Here is a 21,873-nt window from a genome sequence, read left to right as displayed (position 1 = left end):
GATCCCCACCGCGGGCGGGGCAAGAAAAACGCTCGGCGCCGATCGAATGACACCGAGCTTCATCGCCCACCTGAGGCCACGCTATTGCCGCAGCGCCCGCCGGTGGTTACCGCAGCATTTCGCTTCGGTTAAGCCCTGCCGAGATCTGCGGAGCCCTGCCGAGATCTGCGGACGGTCGGGTGGTCACCGCAACAGGGCGGCGCCGCCCACGATCGCGATGATCGTCGCCACCAGGATCAGGGCCACCCCCACCGGCATCCCTCCGACGTCCTTCTCCCACCAGCGCTGATGAACCCTGCGTCGCCGCGACCGTCTCCCCATGTCGCGATGGTAGGGCTCCCACGTTGCGCCGCGGTAACGCGCCGGCGCGGCTGCGCCGACTAATCGAGCGTCACCGCACCCCACGCGGGCGTCACGAGCGCCCGCACGGCTTCGCATCCACGGGCGATCACGATGACCTCCGCGCCGGCGTCGTCGCGCTCGAGTACGAGCACCTCGAGGGGCTCGTCCACCTCGCAGTCGAGCGCCTCGGCGAGCGCCTCCTGGCCGAGCGAGGTGAGCGTCAGCACGCCCGCCTTCGCGTCGTCGAGCACGCCGGGCGTGAGGGTGCTCCCGGCCGCGTCCTCCGGAGGATTGGCGGCCCAGACGAACAGGATGACCCCGACGGCTGCGACCACGGCGCCGATGCAGATCGGCCACACCGCGTTGCGCCACCGCCGGCTGAGGTTCGTGTGGGCGGCCACTTGCACGAGTCGGGTCACGATGCCGTCGATCGTCTGCGCGCGGGCCTGGGCCGCTCTGTCGGCGTCGGTCTGCGTGCCCGTGTACTGCTCGATCGCGGTGCGCCGCTCGGTGATCGCCGTCTGATACGCGGACTGCAGCGTGCCGACGCTCTCGTAGCCCATGAGCAGGAATCTGTCGGTGCGGGCGGCCTCAGTGCCCACCGGCGGCTTCGCGTGCGCCAGCCGGGACAGGCTCATGACCGGGGTCGTGGCGACGAGCACGCTCGCGACCAGCACGGCGATCGTGCCGAGGCCTGCCAGCACGCCGCCGGTTACCGCGACGGTGAGGCGCTCGCTACCCGCCGAGAGTTGCCCGATGCTGCTCAGCTGCGTTCCCGCGAGCAGGAGCGCCCCAATCGCGCCGAACGAGACCGTCAGCCATTTCGCGGTCTCGCGGATGCGATCGGACGCGGCCTGGATGCCGTCGCCGCTCGCCGGCGCGTCACCCATCGGCATCCACCTCCCGCAGGATCACGATGTAGTCGGCGCCGTCGCGTTCGCCGAGCAGCTCCGCGGTCGCACTCAGAGCGGACTCGGCGTCGCCGGGGGCGACGTTCACCGACAGGCGACGGATGCCGGCGGTTTGGGCGTCGAGGGCGTGGGAGATGAGCCCGCGCAGCCGGACGATGCTCGAGCCGTACCCGCCGCCGAGGGTCGGGAACGGGTCGGTGTCGTCGGATGCCGCGAGCATCGACTCCGCGGGCACGATGCCCGACGGGTGCTGGAAGATCGGAACGCCGCTCAGCGAGTACGAGCGGCCCCCGCCGTCTCCTCCGATGAAGTGGATCTCGTTGCCCATCGCACGACCCCCCGGCTCGATGGCGCCCAGCGTAGCGGAGGGTGCACGCGGGTGTCAGCGGGCCGCGTCGTAGGTCGCGCGGGCCGCCTCGATGCGCGGCTGGTTCGCGAGCGCCCAGTCACCCAGGGCGATGGCGTGCCCCAACAGGGTGGTGCCGAGGTCGGTGAGTTCGTACTCGACGCGGGGGAACCTCGGCGTGCACGGTGCGCGAGACGAGGCCGTCGCGCTCGAGTTGGCGGACGGTCAGGGTCAGCATGCGCTGGGAGATGCCCGGGATGTGCCGCTGCAGCTCCGAGAAGCGGAGCCTGCCGCCGCGGAGGGTGGCCACGACGAGCAGGGTCCATTTGTCGCCCACCCGCGCGAGCACCTCGCGCACGCCGCTCGGCTCGGGGGCGCCGTTCGGCTGAGCCGCACCGCGCGGCGCGGCGCGTCGTTCAGTCCGACGTTGCCTTCCCGCGCCGGCGCCCATAGCCTTCTCCCAACGACTGGGGAAGGGCGTCGATGACCGACGATGAGGGAGCCCGCCGATCGAGCGCGCCCCTGCGCATCGGTCTGTTCGCCGACGGGGACTTCTCCGATCCGCGCACGAACTCGGGTGTCGCCGCCGGGATCCTCGGCGGGCTGCGCGCTCAGCCCGACGTCGATGTGGTCTTCGCCGAGAGCACAGCCCCCACACGGCTGCAGAAGATCCTGCTGCGCGCCCTCACGATCCGCCTCCCCGTCGCGCGATGGAAGTCCGCTTCGCGCCAGAACAGCCTCGCTCGGCGATGGCGGTCCCGGGCGCGCGATGCGGTTCTGACGCGGAATCCCGATTCCGTGGACACGATCGTCCATGTGCGGAATGTGTATGAGCCGGCCGCGGTGCCGTATGCCGCGTTCATCGACAGCACGTTCGAGATGGCGGGAGCGTGGCGCCCCTGGCGGGTGTCAGCCCGGGCGCGCGAGGCGGAGGAGCGGTATCTGCGCGGCGCCGACGAGGTCTTCACGGCGGGGCGCGCCGCCCGGGAGAGTGTGATCGCTGACTACGGAGTCGATCCCACACGCACGTTCGCCGTGGGCGGCGGCGCGAACCTCCTCCCTTCGGAAGAGCCGCACCGAGACGCCTCGGCGGACGCGCCCCTGCGAGTGCTGTTCGTGGGACTCGACCTCGAGCGCAAGGGCGGCGACGTCGTGATCGAGGCGGTCCGGCGCTGCCGCGCCGCTGGTGTCGCCGTCGAGGTCACGATGGTGGGGCACGACGGACCCGCGGGGGAGGGGATCACCTGGGCCGGGCCGATCTGGGATCGCGCGGAGCTCGCACGCCTGTATGCCGTGCACGACGTGCTCGCCCATCCCGCCCGACATGAGCCATATGGCCTCGTCGTGCTCGAGGGGATGGGGTTCGGTCTGCCGGCCGTCGTCTCTGATGTCGGGTCTCTTCCCGACATCGTTGATGACGGCTCGACCGGGCTTGTCTGCCATGTCGACGCGGTGGAGGAGTTCAGCGAGGCCATCACCCTCCTCGCGGAGAACACCCAGATGCGTCGGGAGATGGGGGAACGGGCATCTCAGCGCGCACGCACCGAGCACACGTGGGATGCCGTTGCTCGTCGCCTTACGGCTTCGCTGCGGGAGGCGCGGGAGCGTGCAGCGCCGTCGCGGGAGCGCACCGCAGGACGCGCTGCGGCCACGCGGAGGGCGACCGGGGACCGCCTCGCGATGACCGGCTACTACTTCGCGAACACCGCCGTGCTCGGCCTCGCAGCGCTGCTTCTCATCCCCGCCCTCGTGCTCGCGGCGTCGCCCGACCACTGGGCGCAGATCGCGATCGGGCAGGCGGTCGGAGCGGTCTTCGGAATCCTCGTGGGGATGGGATGGACCACGGTGGGCGCAGGGCTGATCGCCAACGTCTCGCCCACCGACGCGGCCGAGGAGTACCTCTTCTCCCTGTACGCGCGCGTGGTGCTCTTCGCCCTCGTCTCGCCGGTCGTCGTGTTCGCGACGCTGCTTGCGACCATGAATGGGGGAGTGGATGCCGTCCTCGCCGCCCTCCAGATCGCTCTGACCGGAATCGGGCCGGGCTGGTACTTCATCGGGCGCGGTCAGCCCCGGCAATGGCTGCTGATGGACACCGTGCCGCGCGCGGCCGGGAGTCTCGTCGCGATGGCGATCGCTTTCACGACGGGGTCGGTCACGGCGGCGATCGGTGCCACGATCGTCGCGCTCCTCGTCGGAACGGCGCTGTCGACGTTGCTCATCGCGCGGACGGGAGAGTCCAGGGCTGTCCGATGGCGCGCGGGGTTCGGACCACGGCCGTTCGCGGCGAGACTGCGTCGCCAGTCTCCGCTCATCGCCTCGGGGCTGGTCTTCTCGGCATTGATGGTGCTGCCGCTCGCGCTCGTGAACGTCCTCCTGCCGTCCCTTGTGGCGAGCTTCGCGCTTCTGGACAAGATCCAGCGCCAGGCGGCCACGGCAATCTCGCCGATCGTCCAGATCGCGCAGTATGCGCTCGCGAGAGGCGATCTCTCGGACTTCCCCGCTCGGCTGCGCGCAGTGGGGTTCCGCTACTTCGGCGTCACCGCCCTGATCAGCGTGGCGTTCGTCGTCGCGGGTCCCCTGCTGGTGCGTCTGCTGGGCGCCGGGCAGATCGAGGTGCCGTTCTCCGCGATCCTCGCGACGGCCGCGGTGATCGCCTTCACGCAGTTCGAGCAGTTCGCAACGCGCGCGATGCTCGGCAATCTCGGCATCCTCGCGCCGATTCCGTGGATGTCGGCGCTGGGCGCCTTGATCGGCCTCGGTCTCCTCGTGCCCGCGGGTTCCGCCTTCGGTGTCACGGGTGTGCTGTCTGCGATCGCACTCGGGCTCCTGGCGGCCAGCATCGGCGACGTCGTCGCCTATCGTGTGGCCACGCGCGACCGTTTCGCCGTGAGGAACTGAGCCCTCAGCCCCGCACCGCGCCGGCATGATCGCGGTACCAGGCGATGGTGCGCGCGATGCCCTCGGGGAGGGGGATCGAGGCCCGCCACCCCGACGACTGGAGCTTCGACACGTCGAGCAGTTTCTGCGGGGTGCCGTCGGGCTTCGACGTGTCCCACGCGGTCTCGCCCTCGAAGCCGACGGCATCGGCCACGAGCGCCGCGATCTCCCGGATCGTCAGGTCCGAACCGGTGCCGACATTCACCTGCTCCGGGCCGTCGTAGTGCTCCATGAGGTGCAGCACGGCATCGGCCATGTCGTCGACGTGCAGGAACTCGCGGCGCGGCGACCCGGTGCCCCAGTTCGTCACCGACGCCGCCCCCGAGCGCGCGGCCTCGTCGTACCGTCGGATGAGAGCCGGCAGCACGTGCGAGCCGTTCGGGGAGAAGTTGTCGTTCGGCCCGTAGAGGTTCGTCGGCATCGCCGAGATCCACGGCAGCCCGTACTGACGGCGCACCGCCTGCACCTGCATGATCCCGGCGATCTTCGCGATCGCGTAGGCGTCGTTCGTCGGCTCGAGGTGGCCGGTGAGCAGCGCGTCCTCGCGGATCGGCTGCTCGGCGAACTTCGGGTAGATGCACGACGAGCCGAGGAACACGACGCGCTCCACGTCGGCGGCGAGCGCGGCATCCATCACGTTCGTCTGGATCCGCAGATTCTCGCTCAGGAAGTCGACGGGATAGGTCGAGTTCGCCAGGATGCCGCCCACCTTCGCGGCGGCCAGCACGAGGTATCGCGGGCGGGCCGCTGTGAGGAACGCGAACACCGCCTCGCGGTCGCGGAGGTCGAGTTCCGCGGAGGTCCGCCCGATGAGCCGGGAGAATCCGGCCGCCTCCAGGCGCCGCCACACGGCCGACCCCACGAGCCCGCGGTGTCCGGCCACGTAGACGGTCGCGTCCCGGTCCAGCGCACCCGGGGCGAACCCGGCAGAGCTCACGAGGCCGCCCAGGAGGCGAGTTCGACCCGGTGCACCCAGGACGGACCGCCGTCGAGCGCGGCGATGTCGGCATCCACCATCAGCCGCGCCAGTTCGAGCCCGTCGACGGTCGCCTCCCATCCGAGCCGATCGAGCGCCTTCGAGGCGTCGCCGATGAGCGCGTCGACCTCGAGGGGTCGCACGTAGCGCTCGTCGAAGCGCACGTAGTCCTGCCAGTCCAGCCCGACATGTCCGAACGAGGCGGCGAGGAAGTCTCGGATCGTGTACCCCACGCCGGTGGCGAGCACGTAGTCGTCGGGCTCGTCGGCCTGCAGCATCCGCCACATTCCCTCGACGTACTCGGGCGCGTAGCCCCAGTCCCGCACGGCGTCGAGGTTGCCCAGGTACAGGTGGTCCTCGAGCCCGGCGGCGATGCGTGCGACCGCGCGCGTGATCTTGCGCGTGACGAAGGTCTCGCCGCGGCGCGGCGACTCATGGTTGAAGAGGATGCCGTTCACGGCGAACGTGCCGTACGCCTCGCGGAAGTTGCGGGTGATCCAGTAGCTGTACAGCTTCGCGGCGGCGTAGGGGGAATGCGGATGGAAGGGCGTCTCCTCGTTCTGCGGCGGGGGCGAGCCGCCGTAGAGCTCAGACGAGGATGCCTGATAGAAGCGCGTCTCGATGCCGGCGAGCCGCACCGCCTCGAGCATGCGGATCACTCCTGATCCGGTGATGTCCGCGGTGTGCTCGGGCTCATCGAACGACACGCGCACGTGCGACTGCGCGGCGAGGTTGTAGACCTCGTGGGGGTGGATCTGGGCCATGAGCGTGACCAGGCGCGTGCCGTCGCCCAGGTCGCCGTAGTGGAGGAAGAGCCTCGCGTCGGGATCGTGCGGGTCGACGTAGAGGTGGTCGATGCGATGGGTGTTGAAGGTCGAGGCTCGCCGGATGATCCCGTGCACCTCGTATCCCTTCGCAAGGAGGAACTCGGCGAGGTAGGAGCCGTCTTGACCGGTGATCCCGGTGATCAGCGCGCGCTTGGTCATGGGGTGACCTTGATCTCCATCCGTGCGGGGGCGGCGCTGGTGCGGGGGCTTTTCGCGGGTGCCTTCTGCAGACGGCGGAGAACCCCCAGGAAGGACTCGATCGCGTGGTCCTCGTCGAGCACCGCGTGCACGTAGGCGAGGCCCGCCTTGCCCATGCGCCGTGCGCGCTTCGGAGATGCCGCGATCTCGAGCGCAGCGTGCAGCAGAGCCCACGGGTCTTCGGCGGGGACCACTACGCCATCGCCGGCTGCCCGCACTTCGCACGCGGTGACGCTGTCGGCGTCGGCGGCGGCGATGACCGGGCGACTGGCGGTGAAGTACGAGGTGAGCTTGCTCGGCACCGACATCTCCGAGACCCCGGCCTTGTGGTTCACGAGCAGGATGTCGGCGCTGGCGAGCGCGGCGGCGAAGGCGTCGTCATCGAGCAGGTCCATGAAGGTGACCGTCGGCAGACCTGCGGCGCGCTCCTCGAGGTCCTGCCTCACCGCTCCGTCGCCCAGGAGCACGAACCGCACGGGATCACCGCGCTGGGCAGCGAGCCGTGCGGCTTCGACGACGTGTTCGAGGCCCTGCTTGGCCCCCATGCTCCCGGCGTGGAGCACGATGGTCTCGTCCGGCGGCCATTTCAGCGCGGATCGCGTGGCGGCGACATCCACGTTCCGCGGCGGGTCGATGTGAGTCCAATTGCGCACGACATCGATGCGGGCGGGATGGATGCCGAAATCGGCCTCCAGCCGTTCGGCGAAGCGGTCGTGGATGACCACCACCCGGTCCGCGCTCCGCAGCACCCAGCGCTCGACGCCGAGGACCACGTCGGTCAGACGCCGCGAGGTGAGCTGAGACTCGGCCAGCCCCATGCCGTAGAGGTCCTGCACCCACACGACGAACGGTGTGTGCGGGTGGGTGATGCGTGCGCGCAGACGGCAGACCATCGTGGCGAACAGGGCGGGTGAGACCGAGATGATGGCGTCGGGATCACCCCAACGGGTGAGGGCCTGGCGTAGCCCGAACGAGAGTTCGGACATCATGCGCCAGACGCCGCGCGGCCGGCGGGGAACGTAGTGCCGCAATCGGCGCACCTTCACGCCGTCGAGGGACTCGTCGTGCGTCCAGCTTCCATAACCTGGGGCGATATCCCATGCCGGGTAGTGCGGATGTGCCGTCAGTACTCTCACATCGCACCCATGGGCGACGAGTCCTCGCATCAACGATGCCGTGTACGGAGCAATCCCAGTCTGCTCCGGTACATAGTTGATCCCCAGTGCGAGCACCCGCGTCTTCGCTGGTGTCATTGCGCCATCGTGGCACATTGGTGGCTGTAATTGAATGAGGAATCTGTTACAAATTGCGGCAGGGCCTCACCCGAACCCGCGGAAGGCGACGATGTGACAGACGTGCCCGTGATCGACCTCTCCCAGGCGCCGGGAGAGCGCCAGGCGTGGGGCCGCGCACCCTGGGTGGTCTATCTCTGGGCGCTGTGCGAACTGCTCCTGGTGACCAACCCGCTGCAGATCAGTTCCGGTCTGCGCGTACGCGTGCTCCGCGCGTTCGGCGCCGACATCGGGCGCGGCGTGATCTTCCGCCCGCGCACGCGCGTCAAGCACCCCTGGAAGCTGCACATCGGCGACCGCTCCTGGATCGGCGAGGGGGTGTGGTTCCACAATCAGGACGAGATCCGCATCGGCCGTGACGTCGTGCTCTCGCAGGAGACGTTCCTCACCACCGGCAGCCACGCGCACCGGCGCGATATGGCGCTGATCACGCGCCCCATCGTGATCGAGGATGGCGCCTGGATCACCTCGCGGTGCATCGTGCTCGGCGGGGCGCGGGTGGGAGCCAGCGCGCTCATCGGGCCCGGCACGGTCGTCGACGGCGAGATCGCGCCCAACACGATCGTCAAAGCCGCGCCCCCGATCGTCGTGGGAGAGCGCTTCGCACGGGAGGCTCCGACCCGCTCGTGAGGATCGTCGTCGACATGGTCGCCGCACAGGCGGGCACCGGGGGGCCGTACACGCATGCCCGCGAGTTCATGTCGGCGTGGGCGGCGGAGTTCCCCGACGATGAGATCATCCTGGTCGGGCCCGAGTGGGTCGATGAGATGCGACCGGATGCCGGCCGCTGGCGCTTCGTGCGCCATCGGGGCGCATCGACGCTCACCCGGCTGCTGGGCCACCAGGTGCGCGTGCCCTGGGCGGCGCTGACGTCGCGCGCCGATGCGACGCTGACGACCCTCCCCATGATCGGCTACGCCAAGACGGTCAAGCGCCGGTACTGCTTCGCGCACGACTGGCGGCACCTTCAGAAACCCTCGGAGTTCTCACGGGCGCAGCGGCTCTACCGTCGCCGGTGGCTGTCGTCGGTGAAGGCGGCCGATGTCGCCTTCTGCATCTCCCGCAAGACGCTCGATGAGACGCGCGCGCTGGTGCCCGGCGCGCATCTCGCGCTCGCCGAGAACGGGTGCGACCATGCGACCCGCTGGCCGCAGACGCGCGACCTCGCGCCCGATCGCGTGCGCGACGTGCTGCTCGCGTTCGGGCACCGCAACAACAAGCGCCCCGACCTGGCGATCGGGGCGCTGCCGACCGTCACGGCCGATCTCGACCTCGTCGTCGTCGGCGCGGCGGGGGAGCAGCGCACGCGGCTCGAAGCGCTCGCCCGCGAAGAGGGTGTCGCCGACCGGTGCCGCTTTCCGGGCTTCGTCTCCGATGACCAGGTGCACGCCCTCTACGCGCGCGCGGCGGCGGTGCTGCTGCTGTCGAGCGACGAGGGGTTCGGGCTGCCCGCCGGGGAGGCGCTGGCGCTCGGCATCCCGGTCGTCGGGACCACCGACGGAGGTCTGGCCGACGTGTTCGGCAACCGGGTGGGCCTGGCCGAGCCGGATGCCGACGCGGTTGCGCGCGCGATCGATGCGGCTCTCGCCGCGCGTCCCGAACCCGCCGCGGATCTGCCGACCTGGGCGGCGGCGGTGCGCACCGTGCGCGATGAGATCGGCCGTCACGCATGACGGCTCGGCCGCGGGTGCTCTGGGTGACCAACGTCGCCTCGCCGTATCGGCGCCCCGTGTGGGAGGCGCTGTCGGAGCGGTTCGATCTGACGGTGGCGCTTCTCGAGACCGCCGCGCACACCCGCGCCGACGGACGACGCGGCGCCGACTGGCTGGATCCCGGCGCGTCGGCGTACCGGGTCGAGCACCTGACGACGTGGCGCGTGTCGGGGGGCGAGAACGCACGGTTCGCCGTGCTCGGGTGGCGCGGCGTGCGCGCGCCCCACCCCGCGGCGGTGCTCGTGGGCGGATGGGACCAGCCCGGGTACTGGCAGCTCCTCGTGTGGGCGAAGCTGCGTCGGGTGCGGGTGGTCGGGTTCTACGAGTCGACGCTGCTCACGAACCGGCACCGCTCGGGACCCATCGCCGCGGCGAAGCGATGGTTCTTCCGCCGCCTCGATGCGATCGTCGTGCCCGGAGAGGCGGCGCGCGAGGCGGCTGTCGCCGCGGGCATGGATGCTGCGCGCATCCGCATCGGCTTCAATGCGGTCGACGTGGAGGCGTTCCACGCCGCGGCCACCGCCGCGCGGGCGGATCGGTCGCTGAGCGAGCGGAGCGAGACGAAGCGCGCCCCACGCTCCGCCGATCTCGTCTACGTCGGCCAGCTCATCCCGCGCAAGAACGTCGACGGGCTGCTCCGGGCCTTCGCAGCCCTCCCCGGGACGCCCACGCTGCGCATCGTCGGGGCCGGTGAGAGCCAGGGGGCGCTCGCCGCCCTCGCCGAAGCGCTCGGTGTCGCCGAACGGGTCCACATGATCCCGTTCGTTCCCAACCGTGACCTCGCCGCCCTCCTCGCGACCGCCCGGGTGCTGGTGCTGCCGTCGATCGAGGAGGTGTGGGGACTCGTGGTCAACGAAGCACTCGCGGCCGGGCTCCACGTCGTCGTCAGCGACCGCGCGGGGGTCGCCCGCTCGGTGCGCGGCATGCGGGGAGTCACCGTGGTCGACCCCTCACGGGATGAGCTCCTGCGGCAGGGCCTGGAGCGCGCGCTCGCCGACGCGGCGAGCCCGATCGAGCATCCCGAGATCCTCGCCCACACCCCCGCCGCGTTCGCCGGGGTCTTCGCCGACGCCCTGGTGCCGACCGCATCGATGACCCGGCGGTGAACCCACGCCTTCGACTACGAGAGGGACCGTCGTTTCAGCTCGTCGGGGGGTTCTTCGATGAACCCTTTCATTGCGAAGAGCAGCGCCAAGGGCCAGTAAAGATAGCGCTCGACGATCGCGTTGTTGAGGACCCCGAACGCGAGCACACCGAGACCAGTGATCACGAGGATCACGAGCCACGGGTCGACAGGACAAAGGGGGCGCCTCACGAGGGGCACCGCGAGGGACCCGTAGAACACGAGGAAATAGACGATGCCGCCGCTGGTGAGAACGATAAGGGGCACCATCTCGCCGATCCAGGAGGCAACGCCGACGCCGAAGAGCGGACTCTGTCCGAACCACCTCCATGCCGTGTCGAGCGCCACCAGCCGGAAGCCGGTGCTCTCCGCGCCGGCGGGGTCGCCGAACCGGGTGGTGGCGAGGATCGGACCGGCCACCAGCAGTGCTACCGCGACCATCACCGCGCCCGCCGGGAGCAGCCAGGCGCGCCAACGCGACTTCACCATGACGTACGCCACGCTTACGATCACAGATGCCGTGCCGATGAGGAGCGCGGCACGCGATCCGCTGAGGTAGACGGCGAGGATACCCAGCACGGTAGATGCGATCGCGAGCAAGCGGACGAGTCGCCGTCGCGAGAGGGTCAGCAGCACCAGGATCGGGAGCGCGAGCGCAACGGATTGACCCAGCGAGTTCGGATGGTTGGCAAAGCCGTTGGCGCGCGGCGAGATGATGTGGAACTGGAAGGGCAGATCGGCGACGCCCAGATAGTGCTGGGCGATTGCGAACGCCGCGCTGACGGCTGCGCCCCAGGCCCACCACGCGCCCAACCGACGCAGATCGGTCGTTCGCTGTTCCGCGCCGAAGTAGTTGGCGACGAGGAGCGCGACAACCGTCAGCGAGAGGGCCATCCGCGCGACGAGGAGGAGCGCACCGGACAGTTCATCTCCGACGGCGGTGCCTGCTACGAACCGGCTCGCGTTCTTCGAGCCGATCAGCGGGTGGTCGAACACCACGAACCCGATCGCGGCGTAGACGGCCAGCACGACGACCGGGATGACCGACCACCACTGCACGATCAGACGCCACCGCCGCGTGACGGTGCTCCAGACGACCAGGAGCGCGGCCAGCACCAGGAGGTAGTCGCTGATGTTCAGCCCCGCGATGCGGAAGCCGGTCCAGCTCCCGGTGAAGGCGGCGAGGGCGATGACGATCGCTGCCGCACGCCCGGGCCGATGCCCTGTGCGACGTTGCGCCCTCTCCCCAGAGCCGCGCGCAGCCACGGCAGTACCGATGACGACCGCCTTCCTCGCGCAATCGGCGTTGATTCCCCAGCGGCGCGGTGCCCGCCACGCCGTGCACTGAGCGTAGCGCCGCGGCGGCCGCAGGTGAACCCTCGCAAGTAGGTTGAGTTCCATGCCGACCGAGCAGCCGATGCGCCCGCAGCGCCGCGTGCTGGTGTGGCGCAGCGCCCTGCTGCCGTCGACCGAGACGTTCGTGCGCCACCAGGCGCAGGCCTACCCGACGTGGGACGCGCATCTGCTCGGCAGCGTGCGCGTCGCCTCGCCGATCGCCGACCCGGGCGACGACGTGCTCCACGGCACCTCGCCGATCGAGCGCGTACGCGCCGCGCTGTTCCACCGCACCGGCATCTCTCGTCGTCTCACGCGCGAGATCGCGCGCCTGCGTCCCGACGTCATCCACGCCCACTTCGCCCGGGATGCCGCGATGATCCGCCGCCATGCCCGTCGCGCCGGCATCCCGTTCGTGGTGACCGTGCACGGCATCGACGTCACGACCTGGCCGCGTGAGCCGGGCCTTGCCGGGCTCGTCTACCGTGCGCGGCTCGCGCGCGTGCTCCGGGATGCCGCCGCCGTGGTCGCCGTGTCGCAGTACGCCCGCACCGAGGCGGTTTCCCGCGGGGCCGACCCCGACCGGGTGAGCGTGCTGCCCGTGGGCATCCCGATCGCAACCAGCGCGCCCGCCGCGGATCTCGTCTACGACGTGGCGTTCGTCGGACGGCTCATCGAGCAGAAGGGCGTGCTCGATCTGTTCGACGCGCTCGCGGAGATCGCCGCGCACGGACGGTCGGTGCGCACCGTCGTCGTCGGCGACGGGCCCCTGCGCGCCGATCTCGAGCGCATCGCCCGCGTGCACGGGCTCGACGTGCACTTCACGGGCGCGCTGCCGCCGCATGCGGTGGCCGAGACCCTGCGCACCGCGCGCATCTTCGTCGCGCCGTCGCGGGCGAACGCGCGCGGCGGCCGCGAGGCGTTCGGGCTCGTCTTCCTCGAGGCGGCACTGGCCGGCCTGCCCGCGATCGCCTACGCCAGCGGAGGAGTGCCCGAGGCGGTCGTCGACGGGGAGACCGGGGTGCTCGTGCCCGAGGGCGATGCGGCCGCCCTGACGGCGGCACTCGCGGCGCTGCTCGATGACCCGGAACGAGCGGCGGAACTCGGAGCGCGCGGGCGGGCGAGAGTGATCGCCACGTTCGACGTCGCCGAGGGTGCGGCGGCGCTGGAGGCGCTGTACGGCACGCTCATCGGGTGACCGGCCCTTCGTCTCGCTGCGCTCGCTCGGGGACCTCGGCGCCAGCTCTGCTCACCCGCCGACGAGTGGTATCGGGTCGGGAGGGGGCTGCACGGAACCGTGGATGGGACCCGAACGGCCCGACAGCTCCCCTCCCGACCCGCCCCAGCGCAGGGAGATGATGTGGGCGGCGATCGAGACGGCCGTCTCCTCGGGGGTGCGGGCGCCGAGGTCGAGGCCGATCGGACTGTGCACCCGCGCGATCTCGTCGTGCGACAGCCCGGCCTCGCGCAGGCGCCGCATCCGATCGTCGTGGGTGCGGCGCGACCCCATCGCCCCGATGTAGGCCACCCGAGGTCCGCGCAGGGCGGCGGCGAGCACGGGCACGTCGAACTTCGGGTCGTGGGTGAGGATGCAGATGACGGTGCGCTCGTCGATCCGGCCCGCGGAGATCTCGTCGCCGAGGTACCGGTCGGGCCAGCTCACGACGAGGTCGTCGACCTCGGGGAACCGCGCCGGGGTGGCGAACACGGCCCGCGCGTCGCACACGGTCACCCGATAGCCGAGGAATCCGCCCAGCCGCGCCAGGGCCGACGCGAAGTCGATCGCCCCGAACACGATGAGTCGCGGTGCGGGGGCGAAGCTGTGCACGAACACCCGCATGCCGTCGCCCATGCGCTCGCCGTCGGGTCCCCGCACGAGCGTCTCGGTCGCCCCGCCCGCCAGCAGCCCGCGGGCATCGAACGCGACGCGCTCGTCGGCGTCGGCGCTGCCGAGACTCCCCAGCACCTCCGACGGTCGCACCACCAGGTGCCGCCCGACCCGCGCCGGGTCGACGTGCTCGATCACCGTGGCCACCGCGACCGGTCGTCCGGCCGCGACGTCGGCGGCGACCTCCTCCAGTTCAGGGAACGACTCGCGCGAGACGGGTTCGACGAACACATCCAGGATGCCGCCGCAGGTGAGTCCCACGGCGAAGGCGTCGTCGTCGCTGATCCCGTACCGCTGCAGTCCCGCCGGTGCTCCGCCGATCGCGTTGGTGGCGAGCTCGTACACCGCGCCCTCGACGCAGCCGCCCGAGACCGATCCGGTCACCGTGCCGGAGGCGGTCACGAGCATCGCGGCGCCCGGGTCTTGCGGTGCCGACTTGAAGGTGCGCACGACGGTGCCGAGGCCCACCGTGTCGCCGGCGCGCCAGGCCGCCATCAGCGCGTCGAGCACGTCCCGCATGCGCTACTCCTTCTCAGGGTCGCCCTCACCCGAATCCGCCTTCGCGGACTTGTCCCGATGGAACATCGATCCGATCGCCCCGGCCATGACCGACAGCCCGTTCACGCTGCCTCCGCCCGAGGAGCCCTCGCCATCCTCCCCGGAGATCATTGCCTGCAGGTTTCCGGCGAAGATCCCCATGATCTGCTGCGCCACCTTGTCGATGATGCCTCTGCCCATCGCGGCGACCTTGCCCGACAGGGCGATCGACCCCACCACCGTTCCCGTCGTCACGCCGTCGGCCTCGACGAGGGTGAGCGTGGCCGTGCCCTGGGCGGTGCCCTGCCCGGCCTTCTCCTGCGCCTTGCCCTGCAGCACCGCCACGTGGTTCTCGTCGTCGCGCGAGATGAGTTCGACCACGCCGCGGTATTGCATCGTGAGCGGTCCGACCTTGACCTTCACCACGCCCTGGTACGAGGTCTCCGACAGCTTCTCGGTGATCTCGGCGCCGGGAACGCAGGTCGCGACCCGCTCGATGTCCATCACCGCCTGCCAGACCTCCTCGACGGGTGCTTCGACGGTGAAGCTGCTCTCCAGATCCATCAGGGTCTCCTTTCCCTCACACGATCGACCGGGCCGTCGGCGACGACCCGCACGAGTTCCTGCAGTGCGGCGTAGCTGTGCCCGCTCACGAACGCGTCGCAGTGCGGCAGCGCGGCGGCCATGCCGCCAGTGAGCGGCTCGTACCCGCGGGCCGCACGCCGCGGATTGACCCAGACGATCCGGTGCGCGAGGCGGGCGAGCCGCCCCATCTCGCGGGCGATGTCGGCGGGATCGTCGTGCGACCAGCCGTCGGAGAGCACGATCACCACGGCCCCGCGGGCGATGCCGCGGCGTCCGTGCTCGGCGAGGAACGAGTGGATGCCGGTGGCCAGCCGCGTGCCGCCCGACCAGTCCTGCGCGGCGCCCGCGGCCCGTTCGAGCGCATGGTCGGCGTCGCGGCCGGCGAGGTGCCGCGTGAGGCGGGTGAGCCGCGTGGCGAACACGAACGCCTCCGCCCGGCTGCTCGACACGGCCGCCTGCATGAGCGTCAGGAACACCCGCGTGTACGGCTCCATCGACGCGGAGATGTCGCACAGCATCACCAGGCGCCGGGGGCGAGGATGCTTCGCCGCCCGCACCAGCCGCACGGCGTCTCCGCCCGTGCGCGCGGCCGCGCGCACCGTGCGACGAAGATCGAGGCGGTCGCCGGTGTGGAACGATCTCCGCTCCCGGCGTCCGGGGCGCAGCGGCGTCGTGAACGCGAGGGTGCGCACCAGGCGGCGGATGCGGTCGAGCTCGTCGGGGGAGAGCGCGTCGAACGCGGTCTCGTGCAGGCGCTCCTCGGGGCTCGCGGCCAGCAGCAGCGCATCGAGCGCGTCGCCGTCGTCGCCCGCGCCGTTCTCGGCGCCGGGCAGGGCCGGCTGCGGGGTGGTCGATGCGACCTCCAGCGGCTGCGCGGAGCGCGCCAGGTCGGGCGAGGTGCGGCGCCGCGGCACCGTGTTCGGCGGCAGCGTCGTGTCGCCGCGGCTGTCGGCGAGGTCGAACGCGCCGCCGAAGACGGTCTCGAAGACGGCGTCGAACTGCTCGAGCTGCCGCTGCGACGACAGCAGCACCGTGCGGCACGTCCAGTACAGCTCCGTGCGGGTGAGCGGCGGCACGAGATGCAGGGCTTCGGCCAGCCACGCGTCGCGCTCGGGCGTCACGGGTATTCCGGCCTTGCGCAGCGCCGCGGCGAAGGCGACCGCGAGCATGGCCGGGTCGAGGGTGAACGCCCGCGAACCGCCACCGCCGCCACCGGCACCACCGCCGCCACCGGCACCACCGCCACCGCCGTCGCCCGGGGCGGGCCGGGCCGCGTCAGGCATCGGCGGCCACCAGCCAGTCCGCTCCGCGGGACTCGACGGCGTCGAGGTCGTCGCGGTTCTTGACGACCGCGCCCCACGTGAGCGCGGCGGCCGCGGCATCCAATCGGGAGATCCCGAGGGTCGACAGCGCCGCGACCCAGTCGATCAGCTCGGCCACCCCGGGGGGCTTGGCGAGGTCGAGCGAGCGCAGGCGTGCGACGGCGTCGACGGTGCGCAGCACGAGCGGCTCGGCGGCGGTCGGCACGCGGCGGCGCACGATCTCGAGCACGCGGTCGGGGGCGGGGAATTCGATCCAGTGGTACAGGCACCGTCGGGTGAGGGCGTCGTGCAGGTCGCGCGTGCGGTTCGAGGTCAGGATGACGATCGGCCGCTGCGCTCCGTGCACCGTACCGAACTCGGGGATCGTCACCGACCCCTCGGCGAGGGTCTCGAACGTGAAGGCCTCGAACTCGGCATCGGCGCGGTCGATCTCGTCGAGCAGCAGCACGGCCGGGCGCGGTCCGTCGTGCTCGATGGCCTGGAGCAGCGGCCGGGGGAGCAGGTAGTCGCGCGTGAAGAGGTCGTCGTCGTCGAGCGCGGCGCCGCGGGCCTCCGCCAGGCGGATCGCGAGCAGCTGTCGCTGGTAGTTCCATTCGTACAGGGCTTCGCCGGCGTCGATGCCCTCGTAGCACTGCAGGCGGAACAGGGGCACGTCCAGCCAGGCCGCGAGGGCCTTCGCCGCCTCGGTCTTGCCGACGCCCGCCTCTCCCTCCAGCAGCAGCGGGCGGCGCAGGCGCACCGCGAGGAAGAGCGCGGTCGCCAGCCCCGTGTCGCTCAGGTAGTCGCGCCCGTCGAGTCCGGCCGCGACGGCGTCGAGATCGGGTGCGAGGTCCTCGACGGTGGATGCCGGCGCTGCGGTCACCCTGATCCCGCCGCTCCGGTCAGCAGCGCCCGGTAGTCGGCTTCGGTGTCGATGTCGCGGGGGATGGGGCCGTCCACGCGCACCCGCGCGACGGCGGAGCCGAGGCGGTCGATGAGCTTCCACACGCCGCGGTCGCCGTGGAGGGCCGCCAGCGCCGGAAAGGTCGCGCGCGACAGGGCGAACGGGTGCCCGATGCCGTCGTCGTAGCGGGTCACCGCGATGGGCGCGTTGCCGCGCTCGGCCAGCAGCGCCGCCACGGTCGCCGGCTGCACCTCGGGCTGATCGCCGAGGAAGAGCACGAACCCGTCGAGGTCGGTGCGCACCTCTCTCACCGCCCGCGCGATCGACGACGAGCACCCCGAGGTGTACTCGTCGTTGACGACCGCTTGAAACCCGGTGAGATCGACGGCGGCCCGCACCTCGTCGGCCGAGCCGCCGAGGGTGACGATGCGCTGCGGGAACGGACAGACCCGCACGACGTCGAGCACGGCATCCAGCAGCACGCCGTCGCGGTAGGGGAGCAGGTGCTTCGATCGCCCGAGCCGGCTCGACGCGCCCGCCGCCAGCACCAGGGCGGCGAACCGCGGTTCAGGCGACCGCATAGCGCTCCGGCTCCTTGATGAACCGCGCGCGGCACCCGGGCGCGCAGAACCACACGGTCTTCCCCTCGTGCTCGGTGTGCAGAGTGGGCTCGGCCGCGACCACCGTCATCCCGCAGACGGGATCGATCGCGGTCGCGGGCGCGGACGGCTCCGACGGCGTGATCCGCGGGGCATCGTGCGCGCCGGCATCCTGCGCGCCGGCATCGTGCGCGTGGGCATCGCGGTCGTGCGCGTCGGCGTGTTCTCGCCCGGGAACGGCTGCGGGAGCGGCATCCACTCCCACAGCCGTACCCCCAGATCGTTCGGCCCGCGTCTGCACGAGCTCGGCGAGCACGGCCAGCGCGATCTCGGCCGGGGTCGTGCCGCCGAGATCGAGCCCTGCGGGCGTGCGCACGCGGTCGCGCAGCGCGTCGGAGACGTTGAGCGAGGCGACCACGGCGGTGCCGCGCTTGCGGCTGGCGACGAGGCCGATGTACGGGATGCCGGCGGCCAGCGCCTTCTCGAGCGCGGGCTCCTCGCCCCGGCCGTGGCCGGCGACGATGAGCGCCGCCGTCGCGTCGGCGGGGTGCCAGGCTTCGCCGTCGACGAGTTCCATGTCGAAGCCGAGTTCGGCCCCCAGGCGCGACAGGGCCTGGGCGATCGGGGCCTCGCCGACGACGACCACGTGCGCGGCGGGTGTCACGGGTTCCAGGAACACGTCGATCGAGCCTCCCGACAGGCACGGGTTGTGCACCTCGACGGCGCCGTCGTGCTCCACCTTGCCGACCTCGCCCGGGCGCACCTGCAGCAGCAGCGGCTCGCCGGATTCGAGGGCGGCGAGACTGTACTCGCGCACCGAGGCCTCGACGCACGTGCCGCCGACGAACCCCGTCATCACGCCCAGCGCGTCGACCACCGCGACATCACCGGGGGTGGCGCTGGTGGGGCGCTGGGTGCGCACGACCGTGGCGCGCACGAAGGCCTGGCGCTGCTCCTCGAGCTCGCGCTGCCTGCTCGCCACCTTCGCGCTGACCGTCATCGGTCCTACTTCCTCCCTCAATGATCACACGGCCCGGGCGCCCAGGCTCCGGGTCGGCGAGACCCGGGCGCAGGGTGCCGACGGTCTAGATCGGCGGCCGGGCGTTGCCCTGCATCGCCTCCCAGACGCGCGCCGGCGTGCACGGCATGTCGATCGCCGTCACCCCGAGGGGGCGCAGCGCGTCGATCACCGAGTTCACGATCGCCGCCGGCGACCCGACGGTCGCGGACTCCCCGATGCCCTTCGCGCCGATCGGGTGGTGCGGCGACTCGGTGACCGTGAACCCGGTCTCCCAGTCGGGCACTTCCATCGAGGTGGGGATCAGGTAGTCCATGAACGACCCGCCCAGGCAGTTGCCGTCTTCGTCGAATTCGATGATCTCCATGAGTGCCATGCCCACGCCGTCGGCGAGGCCGCCGTGCACCTGCCCCTCGATGACCATCGGGTTGATGCGGGTGCCGCAGTCGTCCACGGCGAGGAATCGGCGCACGGTCACCTTGCCGGTGCCCTTGTCGATGTCGGTGACGCAGAAGTACGCCCCGTACGGGTAGGTGAGGTTCGGCGGATCGTAGGTGACCTCGGCATCCAGGTTCCCGTCGACGCCCTCGGGCAGCTCCATCGTGCCGTGGGCGGCGAGGGCGATCTCCTGGATCGTCTTGCCGGCCGTCGGGTCGCCCTTGACGAACCAGCGGCCCTTCTCCCACTCGAGGTCCTCGGGCCTCGTCTCGAGCATCGCCGCGGCGATCAGCCGCGCCTTGTCACGCACCTTGCGGGTGACGAGGGCCACCGCGCCGCCGCTGACGGGTGTGGACCTGCTGCCGTAGGTGCCCAGGCCGAACGGGGTCTGGTCGGTGATGCCGTGCACGACCTCGATGTCCTCGGGCGGGATGCCGATCTCCTCGGCGACGATCTGGGCGAACGTCGTCTCATGGGCCTGCCCCTGCGACTGCACCGAGATGCGCACCACCGCCTTGCCGGTCGGATGGATGCGCAACTCGGCGCCGTCGTTCATCCCCAGCCCGAGAATGTCCATGTGCTTGCGGGGCCCGGCCCCGACGCCCTCGGTGAAGAACGAGATCCCGATGCCCATGAGCTCGCCGCGGGCGCGCTTGTCCGCCTGCTCCTGCCGCAGCTCGTCGTAGCCGATGAGGCCCATCGCGTGCCGCATCGTCTTCTCGTACTGCCCGGAGTCGTACTCGAAGCCGGCCTTGTTGTCGTACGGGAACTGCTCCGGAGCGATGAAGTTCTTCAGCCGGAGCTCGGCCGGATCCATGTCGAGCTCGATCGCGAGCCGGTCGATCATGCGCTCCACGAAGTACGCCGCCTCCGTCACGCGGAACGAGCACGCGTACGCGACGCCGCCCGGCGCCTTGTTCGTGTAGACGCTCGTGACCTTGCCGTAGACGCCCTCCCACGTGTAGCTGCCGGGGAAGAGGTTGAAGAACCCGGCGGGATACTTCGTGGGCTGCGCGGTGCCGTTGAAGGCGCCGTGGTCGGCGAGCACATCGGCGCGCAGGCCCAGGAGCCTCCCGTCCTTGGTCGCCGCGATCTCGCCCTGCATGATGTAGTCGCGGGCGAACGAGGTCGACATGAGGTTCTCGGAGCGGTCCTCCATCCACTTCACCGGCTTGCCGCTCACGATCGAGCCGACGATCGCCAGCACGTAGCCCGGGTAGATGCCGACCTTGTTGCCGAACCCGCCGCCGATGTCGGGCGAGATCACGTGGATCTTGTGCTCGGGCAGCCCCGCGACCATCGCGATGACCGTGCGGTGCGCGTGCGGCGCCTGCGAGGTCTCGTACAGGGTGAGGTCGCCGGTGACGGCGTTGAAGTCGGCGATCGCGCCGCACGTCTCCATCGGTGCCGGGTGCACGCGCGGGTAGACGATCTCCTGCTTCACCACGACGTCGGCCTTCGCGAACGCGGCGTCGGTGGCCCCGGCGTCGCCGCACTCCCAGTCGACGATGTGGTTGTCGGTGCGGCCCTCCAGGTCGTCGCGCACGAGCGGGGCGTCGGCATCGAGCGCCTTCCGTGCATCGATCACCGGAGGAAGGATGTCGTACTCGACGTAGATGGATTCCAGCGCGTCGCGCGCGGCGTAGCGGTCGTCGGCGATGACGAACGCGACCTCCTGGCCCTGGAAGCGCACCTTGTCGGTGACCAGCACCGACTGCACGTCGTACGACAGGGTCGGGATCCACGCCAGGTTGAGCGGCTCGAGGTCCTTCCCGGTGATCACCGCGCGCACGCCGGGGCGCGCGAGCGCCTCGCTGGTGTCGATCGACACGATGCGCGCGTGGGCGACGGGAGCGCGCAGGATCGCGCCGTGCAGCATCCCGGGCAGCACGATGTCGTCGAGGTAGTTGCCCTGGCCGCGGATGAAGCGCGGGTCCTCCTTGCGCTGCAGGCGGCCGAAGCCGACCGGGCGCTCGGGGTGGTCCGCGGCGGGGTTGTGGTCGTGGATGCGCCCTTGCTCGTGTCCGATGAGCGGGCGATCGTCGACGGTGGTCATGACGTGACTCCCTCGGTGGCGAGGTCTTCGGCGGGGACGGCCTCATCGGTGTCGGGTTCGGCGGGTGCGGCATCCACTTCGGTCGCGCCGTCGGGATGCTCGGCCGCCCACTGCACGGCCCGCACGATCGTGGCGTAGCCGGTGCAGCGGCAGATCTGGCCCGAGATGGCCTCGCGGATCTCGGTCTCGGTGGGCTCGGCGTTGCGGTCGAGCAGCGCGCGGGCGGTGAGCATCATGCCGGGGGTGCAGAATCCGCACTGCAGGCCGTGCTCGTTCATGAAGCCCTGCTGCACCGGGTCGAGGCTGCCGCCTGTCGCCAGGCCCTCGACCGTGCGCACGGAGTGGCCGTCGGCCATCACCGCCAGCACCGTGCAGGACTTCACCGGCACGCCATCGATCTGCATGACGCAGGTTCCGCAGTTGGAGGTGTCGCAGCCCCAGTGGGTGCCGGTCATGCCGAGGTCGTCGCGCAGGAAGTGCACGAGCAGCACGCGCGGCTCGATGTCGCGCGAGACCTCCTCGCCGTTGACGGTCATCGTCACGTGCAT

At 71.1% G+C, this 21,873-nt stretch carries 21 protein-coding genes; 5 read left to right on the top strand and 16 right to left on the bottom strand.

Annotated features, from left to right (window positions below; genetic code table 11):
• Window positions 1-183 precede the first annotated feature (183 nt).
• From HQM25_RS13510 to HQM25_RS13495, 4 genes are all read right to left on the bottom strand, one after another.
• A complete protein-coding gene (locus HQM25_RS13510) occupies window positions 184-321 on the bottom strand; it encodes a hypothetical protein (protein WP_172990709.1) in 138 nt (45 codons plus the stop codon).
• 59 nt (window positions 322-380) lie between these two features.
• Entirely contained in the window at window positions 381-1,232 is an 852-nt protein-coding gene (locus tag HQM25_RS13505) for a hypothetical protein (RefSeq protein WP_172990708.1), read from the bottom strand.
• Window positions 1,225-1,581 (bottom strand): hypothetical protein, encoded by a 357-nt coding sequence (locus tag HQM25_RS13500; protein ID WP_172990707.1) that lies wholly within the window; start codon window positions 1,579-1,581, stop codon window positions 1,225-1,227. The genes HQM25_RS13505 and HQM25_RS13500 overlap by 8 nt, the downstream gene beginning before the upstream one ends.
• Before the next feature lie 118 nt (window positions 1,582-1,699).
• Window positions 1,700-2,050, bottom strand: coding sequence for a winged helix-turn-helix transcriptional regulator (locus HQM25_RS13495; protein WP_367948273.1), 351 nt, complete (start codon window positions 2,048-2,050; stop codon window positions 1,700-1,702).
• 32 nt (window positions 2,051-2,082) lie between these two features.
• On the opposite strand from HQM25_RS13495, the gene HQM25_RS13490 reads away from it, so the two are divergent.
• Window positions 2,083-4,497, top strand: coding sequence for a glycosyltransferase (locus HQM25_RS13490; RefSeq protein WP_172990706.1), 2,415 nt, complete (start codon window positions 2,083-2,085; stop codon window positions 4,495-4,497).
• Window positions 4,498-4,501: 4 nt separating this feature from the next.
• On the opposite strand, the gene HQM25_RS13485 is transcribed toward HQM25_RS13490, so the two are convergent.
• The 3 genes from HQM25_RS13485 to HQM25_RS13475 are packed head-to-tail and all read right to left on the bottom strand — an operon-like array spanning window position 4,502 to window position 7,790.
• A complete protein-coding gene (locus tag HQM25_RS13485) occupies window positions 4,502-5,473 on the bottom strand; it encodes a GDP-L-fucose synthase family protein (protein ID WP_172988337.1) in 972 nt (323 codons plus the stop codon).
• Window positions 5,470-6,498 carry a GDP-mannose 4,6-dehydratase gene (gene gmd / locus HQM25_RS13480; RefSeq protein WP_172990705.1) on the bottom strand — a complete coding sequence of 343 codons (1,029 nt, stop codon included), beginning with the start codon at window positions 6,496-6,498 and terminating at the stop codon, window positions 5,470-5,472. The genes HQM25_RS13485 and gmd overlap by 4 nt, the downstream gene beginning before the upstream one ends.
• Window positions 6,495-7,790, bottom strand: a complete 1,296-nt coding sequence (locus tag HQM25_RS13475; protein WP_172990704.1) for a WcaI family glycosyltransferase — start codon at window positions 7,788-7,790, stop codon at window positions 6,495-6,497. The genes gmd and HQM25_RS13475 overlap by 4 nt, the downstream gene beginning before the upstream one ends.
• Before the next feature lie 93 nt (window positions 7,791-7,883).
• On the opposite strand from HQM25_RS13475, the gene HQM25_RS13470 reads away from it, so the two are divergent.
• The 3 genes from HQM25_RS13470 to HQM25_RS13460 are packed head-to-tail and all read left to right on the top strand — an operon-like array spanning window position 7,884 to window position 10,647.
• The gene (locus HQM25_RS13470; protein WP_172990703.1) at window positions 7,884-8,459 is read left to right on the top strand and encodes an acetyltransferase; all 576 of its coding nucleotides are present in this window, start codon (window positions 7,884-7,886) and stop codon (window positions 8,457-8,459) included.
• On the top strand, window positions 8,456-9,502 hold the full coding sequence (locus HQM25_RS13465; protein WP_172990702.1) for a glycosyltransferase: 1,047 nt from the start codon (window positions 8,456-8,458) through the stop codon (window positions 9,500-9,502). The genes HQM25_RS13470 and HQM25_RS13465 overlap by 4 nt, the downstream gene beginning before the upstream one ends.
• A complete protein-coding gene (locus tag HQM25_RS13460) occupies window positions 9,499-10,647 on the top strand; it encodes a glycosyltransferase (protein ID WP_172990701.1) in 1,149 nt (382 codons plus the stop codon). The genes HQM25_RS13465 and HQM25_RS13460 overlap by 4 nt, the downstream gene beginning before the upstream one ends.
• Window positions 10,648-10,661: 14 nt before the next feature.
• On the opposite strand, the gene HQM25_RS13455 is transcribed toward HQM25_RS13460, so the two are convergent.
• Window positions 10,662-12,065 (bottom strand): O-antigen ligase family protein, encoded by a 1,404-nt coding sequence (locus tag HQM25_RS13455; RefSeq protein WP_172990700.1) that lies wholly within the window; start codon window positions 12,063-12,065, stop codon window positions 10,662-10,664.
• Between HQM25_RS13455 and HQM25_RS13450 the strand changes: the two genes are divergently transcribed.
• Window positions 12,064-13,197, top strand: coding sequence for a glycosyltransferase (locus HQM25_RS13450; RefSeq protein ID WP_172990699.1), 1,134 nt, complete (start codon window positions 12,064-12,066; stop codon window positions 13,195-13,197). The genes HQM25_RS13455 and HQM25_RS13450 overlap by 2 nt on opposite strands.
• Window positions 13,198-13,248: 51 nt before the next feature.
• Here the strand turns inward: HQM25_RS13450 and HQM25_RS13445 are convergent, their stop codons facing one another.
• From HQM25_RS13445 to HQM25_RS13410, 8 genes are all read right to left on the bottom strand, one after another.
• The gene (locus HQM25_RS13445; RefSeq protein WP_172990698.1) at window positions 13,249-14,406 is read right to left on the bottom strand and encodes an XdhC family protein; all 1,158 of its coding nucleotides are present in this window, start codon (window positions 14,404-14,406) and stop codon (window positions 13,249-13,251) included.
• A gap of 3 nt (window positions 14,407-14,409) precedes the next feature.
• Window positions 14,410-14,988 (bottom strand): SRPBCC family protein, encoded by a 579-nt coding sequence (locus HQM25_RS13440; protein WP_172990697.1) that lies wholly within the window; start codon window positions 14,986-14,988, stop codon window positions 14,410-14,412.
• On the bottom strand, window positions 14,988-16,292 hold the full coding sequence (locus HQM25_RS13435) for a vWA domain-containing protein (RefSeq protein ID WP_172990696.1): 1,305 nt from the start codon (window positions 16,290-16,292) through the stop codon (window positions 14,988-14,990). The genes HQM25_RS13440 and HQM25_RS13435 overlap by 1 nt, the downstream gene beginning before the upstream one ends.
• Window positions 16,285-17,193: an AAA family ATPase gene (locus tag HQM25_RS13430; RefSeq protein ID WP_172990695.1), complete on the bottom strand. Its 909-nt coding sequence runs from the start codon at window positions 17,191-17,193 to the stop codon at window positions 16,285-16,287. Before HQM25_RS13430 ends, HQM25_RS13435 begins: the two co-directional genes overlap by 8 nt.
• Window positions 17,190-17,795 carry a nucleotidyltransferase family protein gene (locus HQM25_RS13425; RefSeq protein WP_172990694.1) on the bottom strand — a complete coding sequence of 202 codons (606 nt, stop codon included), beginning with the start codon at window positions 17,793-17,795 and terminating at the stop codon, window positions 17,190-17,192. Before HQM25_RS13425 ends, HQM25_RS13430 begins: the two co-directional genes overlap by 4 nt.
• The gene (locus tag HQM25_RS13420; RefSeq protein WP_172990693.1) at window positions 17,782-18,813 is read right to left on the bottom strand and encodes an XdhC family protein; all 1,032 of its coding nucleotides are present in this window, start codon (window positions 18,811-18,813) and stop codon (window positions 17,782-17,784) included. Before HQM25_RS13420 ends, HQM25_RS13425 begins: the two co-directional genes overlap by 14 nt.
• 85 nt (window positions 18,814-18,898) lie before the next feature.
• Window positions 18,899-21,325 (bottom strand): aerobic carbon-monoxide dehydrogenase large subunit, encoded by a 2,427-nt coding sequence (locus tag HQM25_RS13415; RefSeq protein ID WP_172990692.1) that lies wholly within the window; start codon window positions 21,323-21,325, stop codon window positions 18,899-18,901.
• The gene (locus tag HQM25_RS13410; RefSeq protein WP_172990691.1) at window positions 21,322-21,873 is read right to left on the bottom strand and encodes a (2Fe-2S)-binding protein; all 552 of its coding nucleotides are present in this window, start codon (window positions 21,871-21,873) and stop codon (window positions 21,322-21,324) included. The genes HQM25_RS13415 and HQM25_RS13410 overlap by 4 nt, the downstream gene beginning before the upstream one ends.

Source organism: Microbacterium hominis, assembly GCF_013282805.1.
Taxonomy (GTDB): Bacteria; Actinomycetota; Actinomycetes; order Actinomycetales; family Microbacteriaceae; genus Microbacterium; species Microbacterium hominis_B.
Note: the sequence above shows the minus strand (reverse complement) of the source record. Positions and strands in the feature narration are given on the sequence as shown.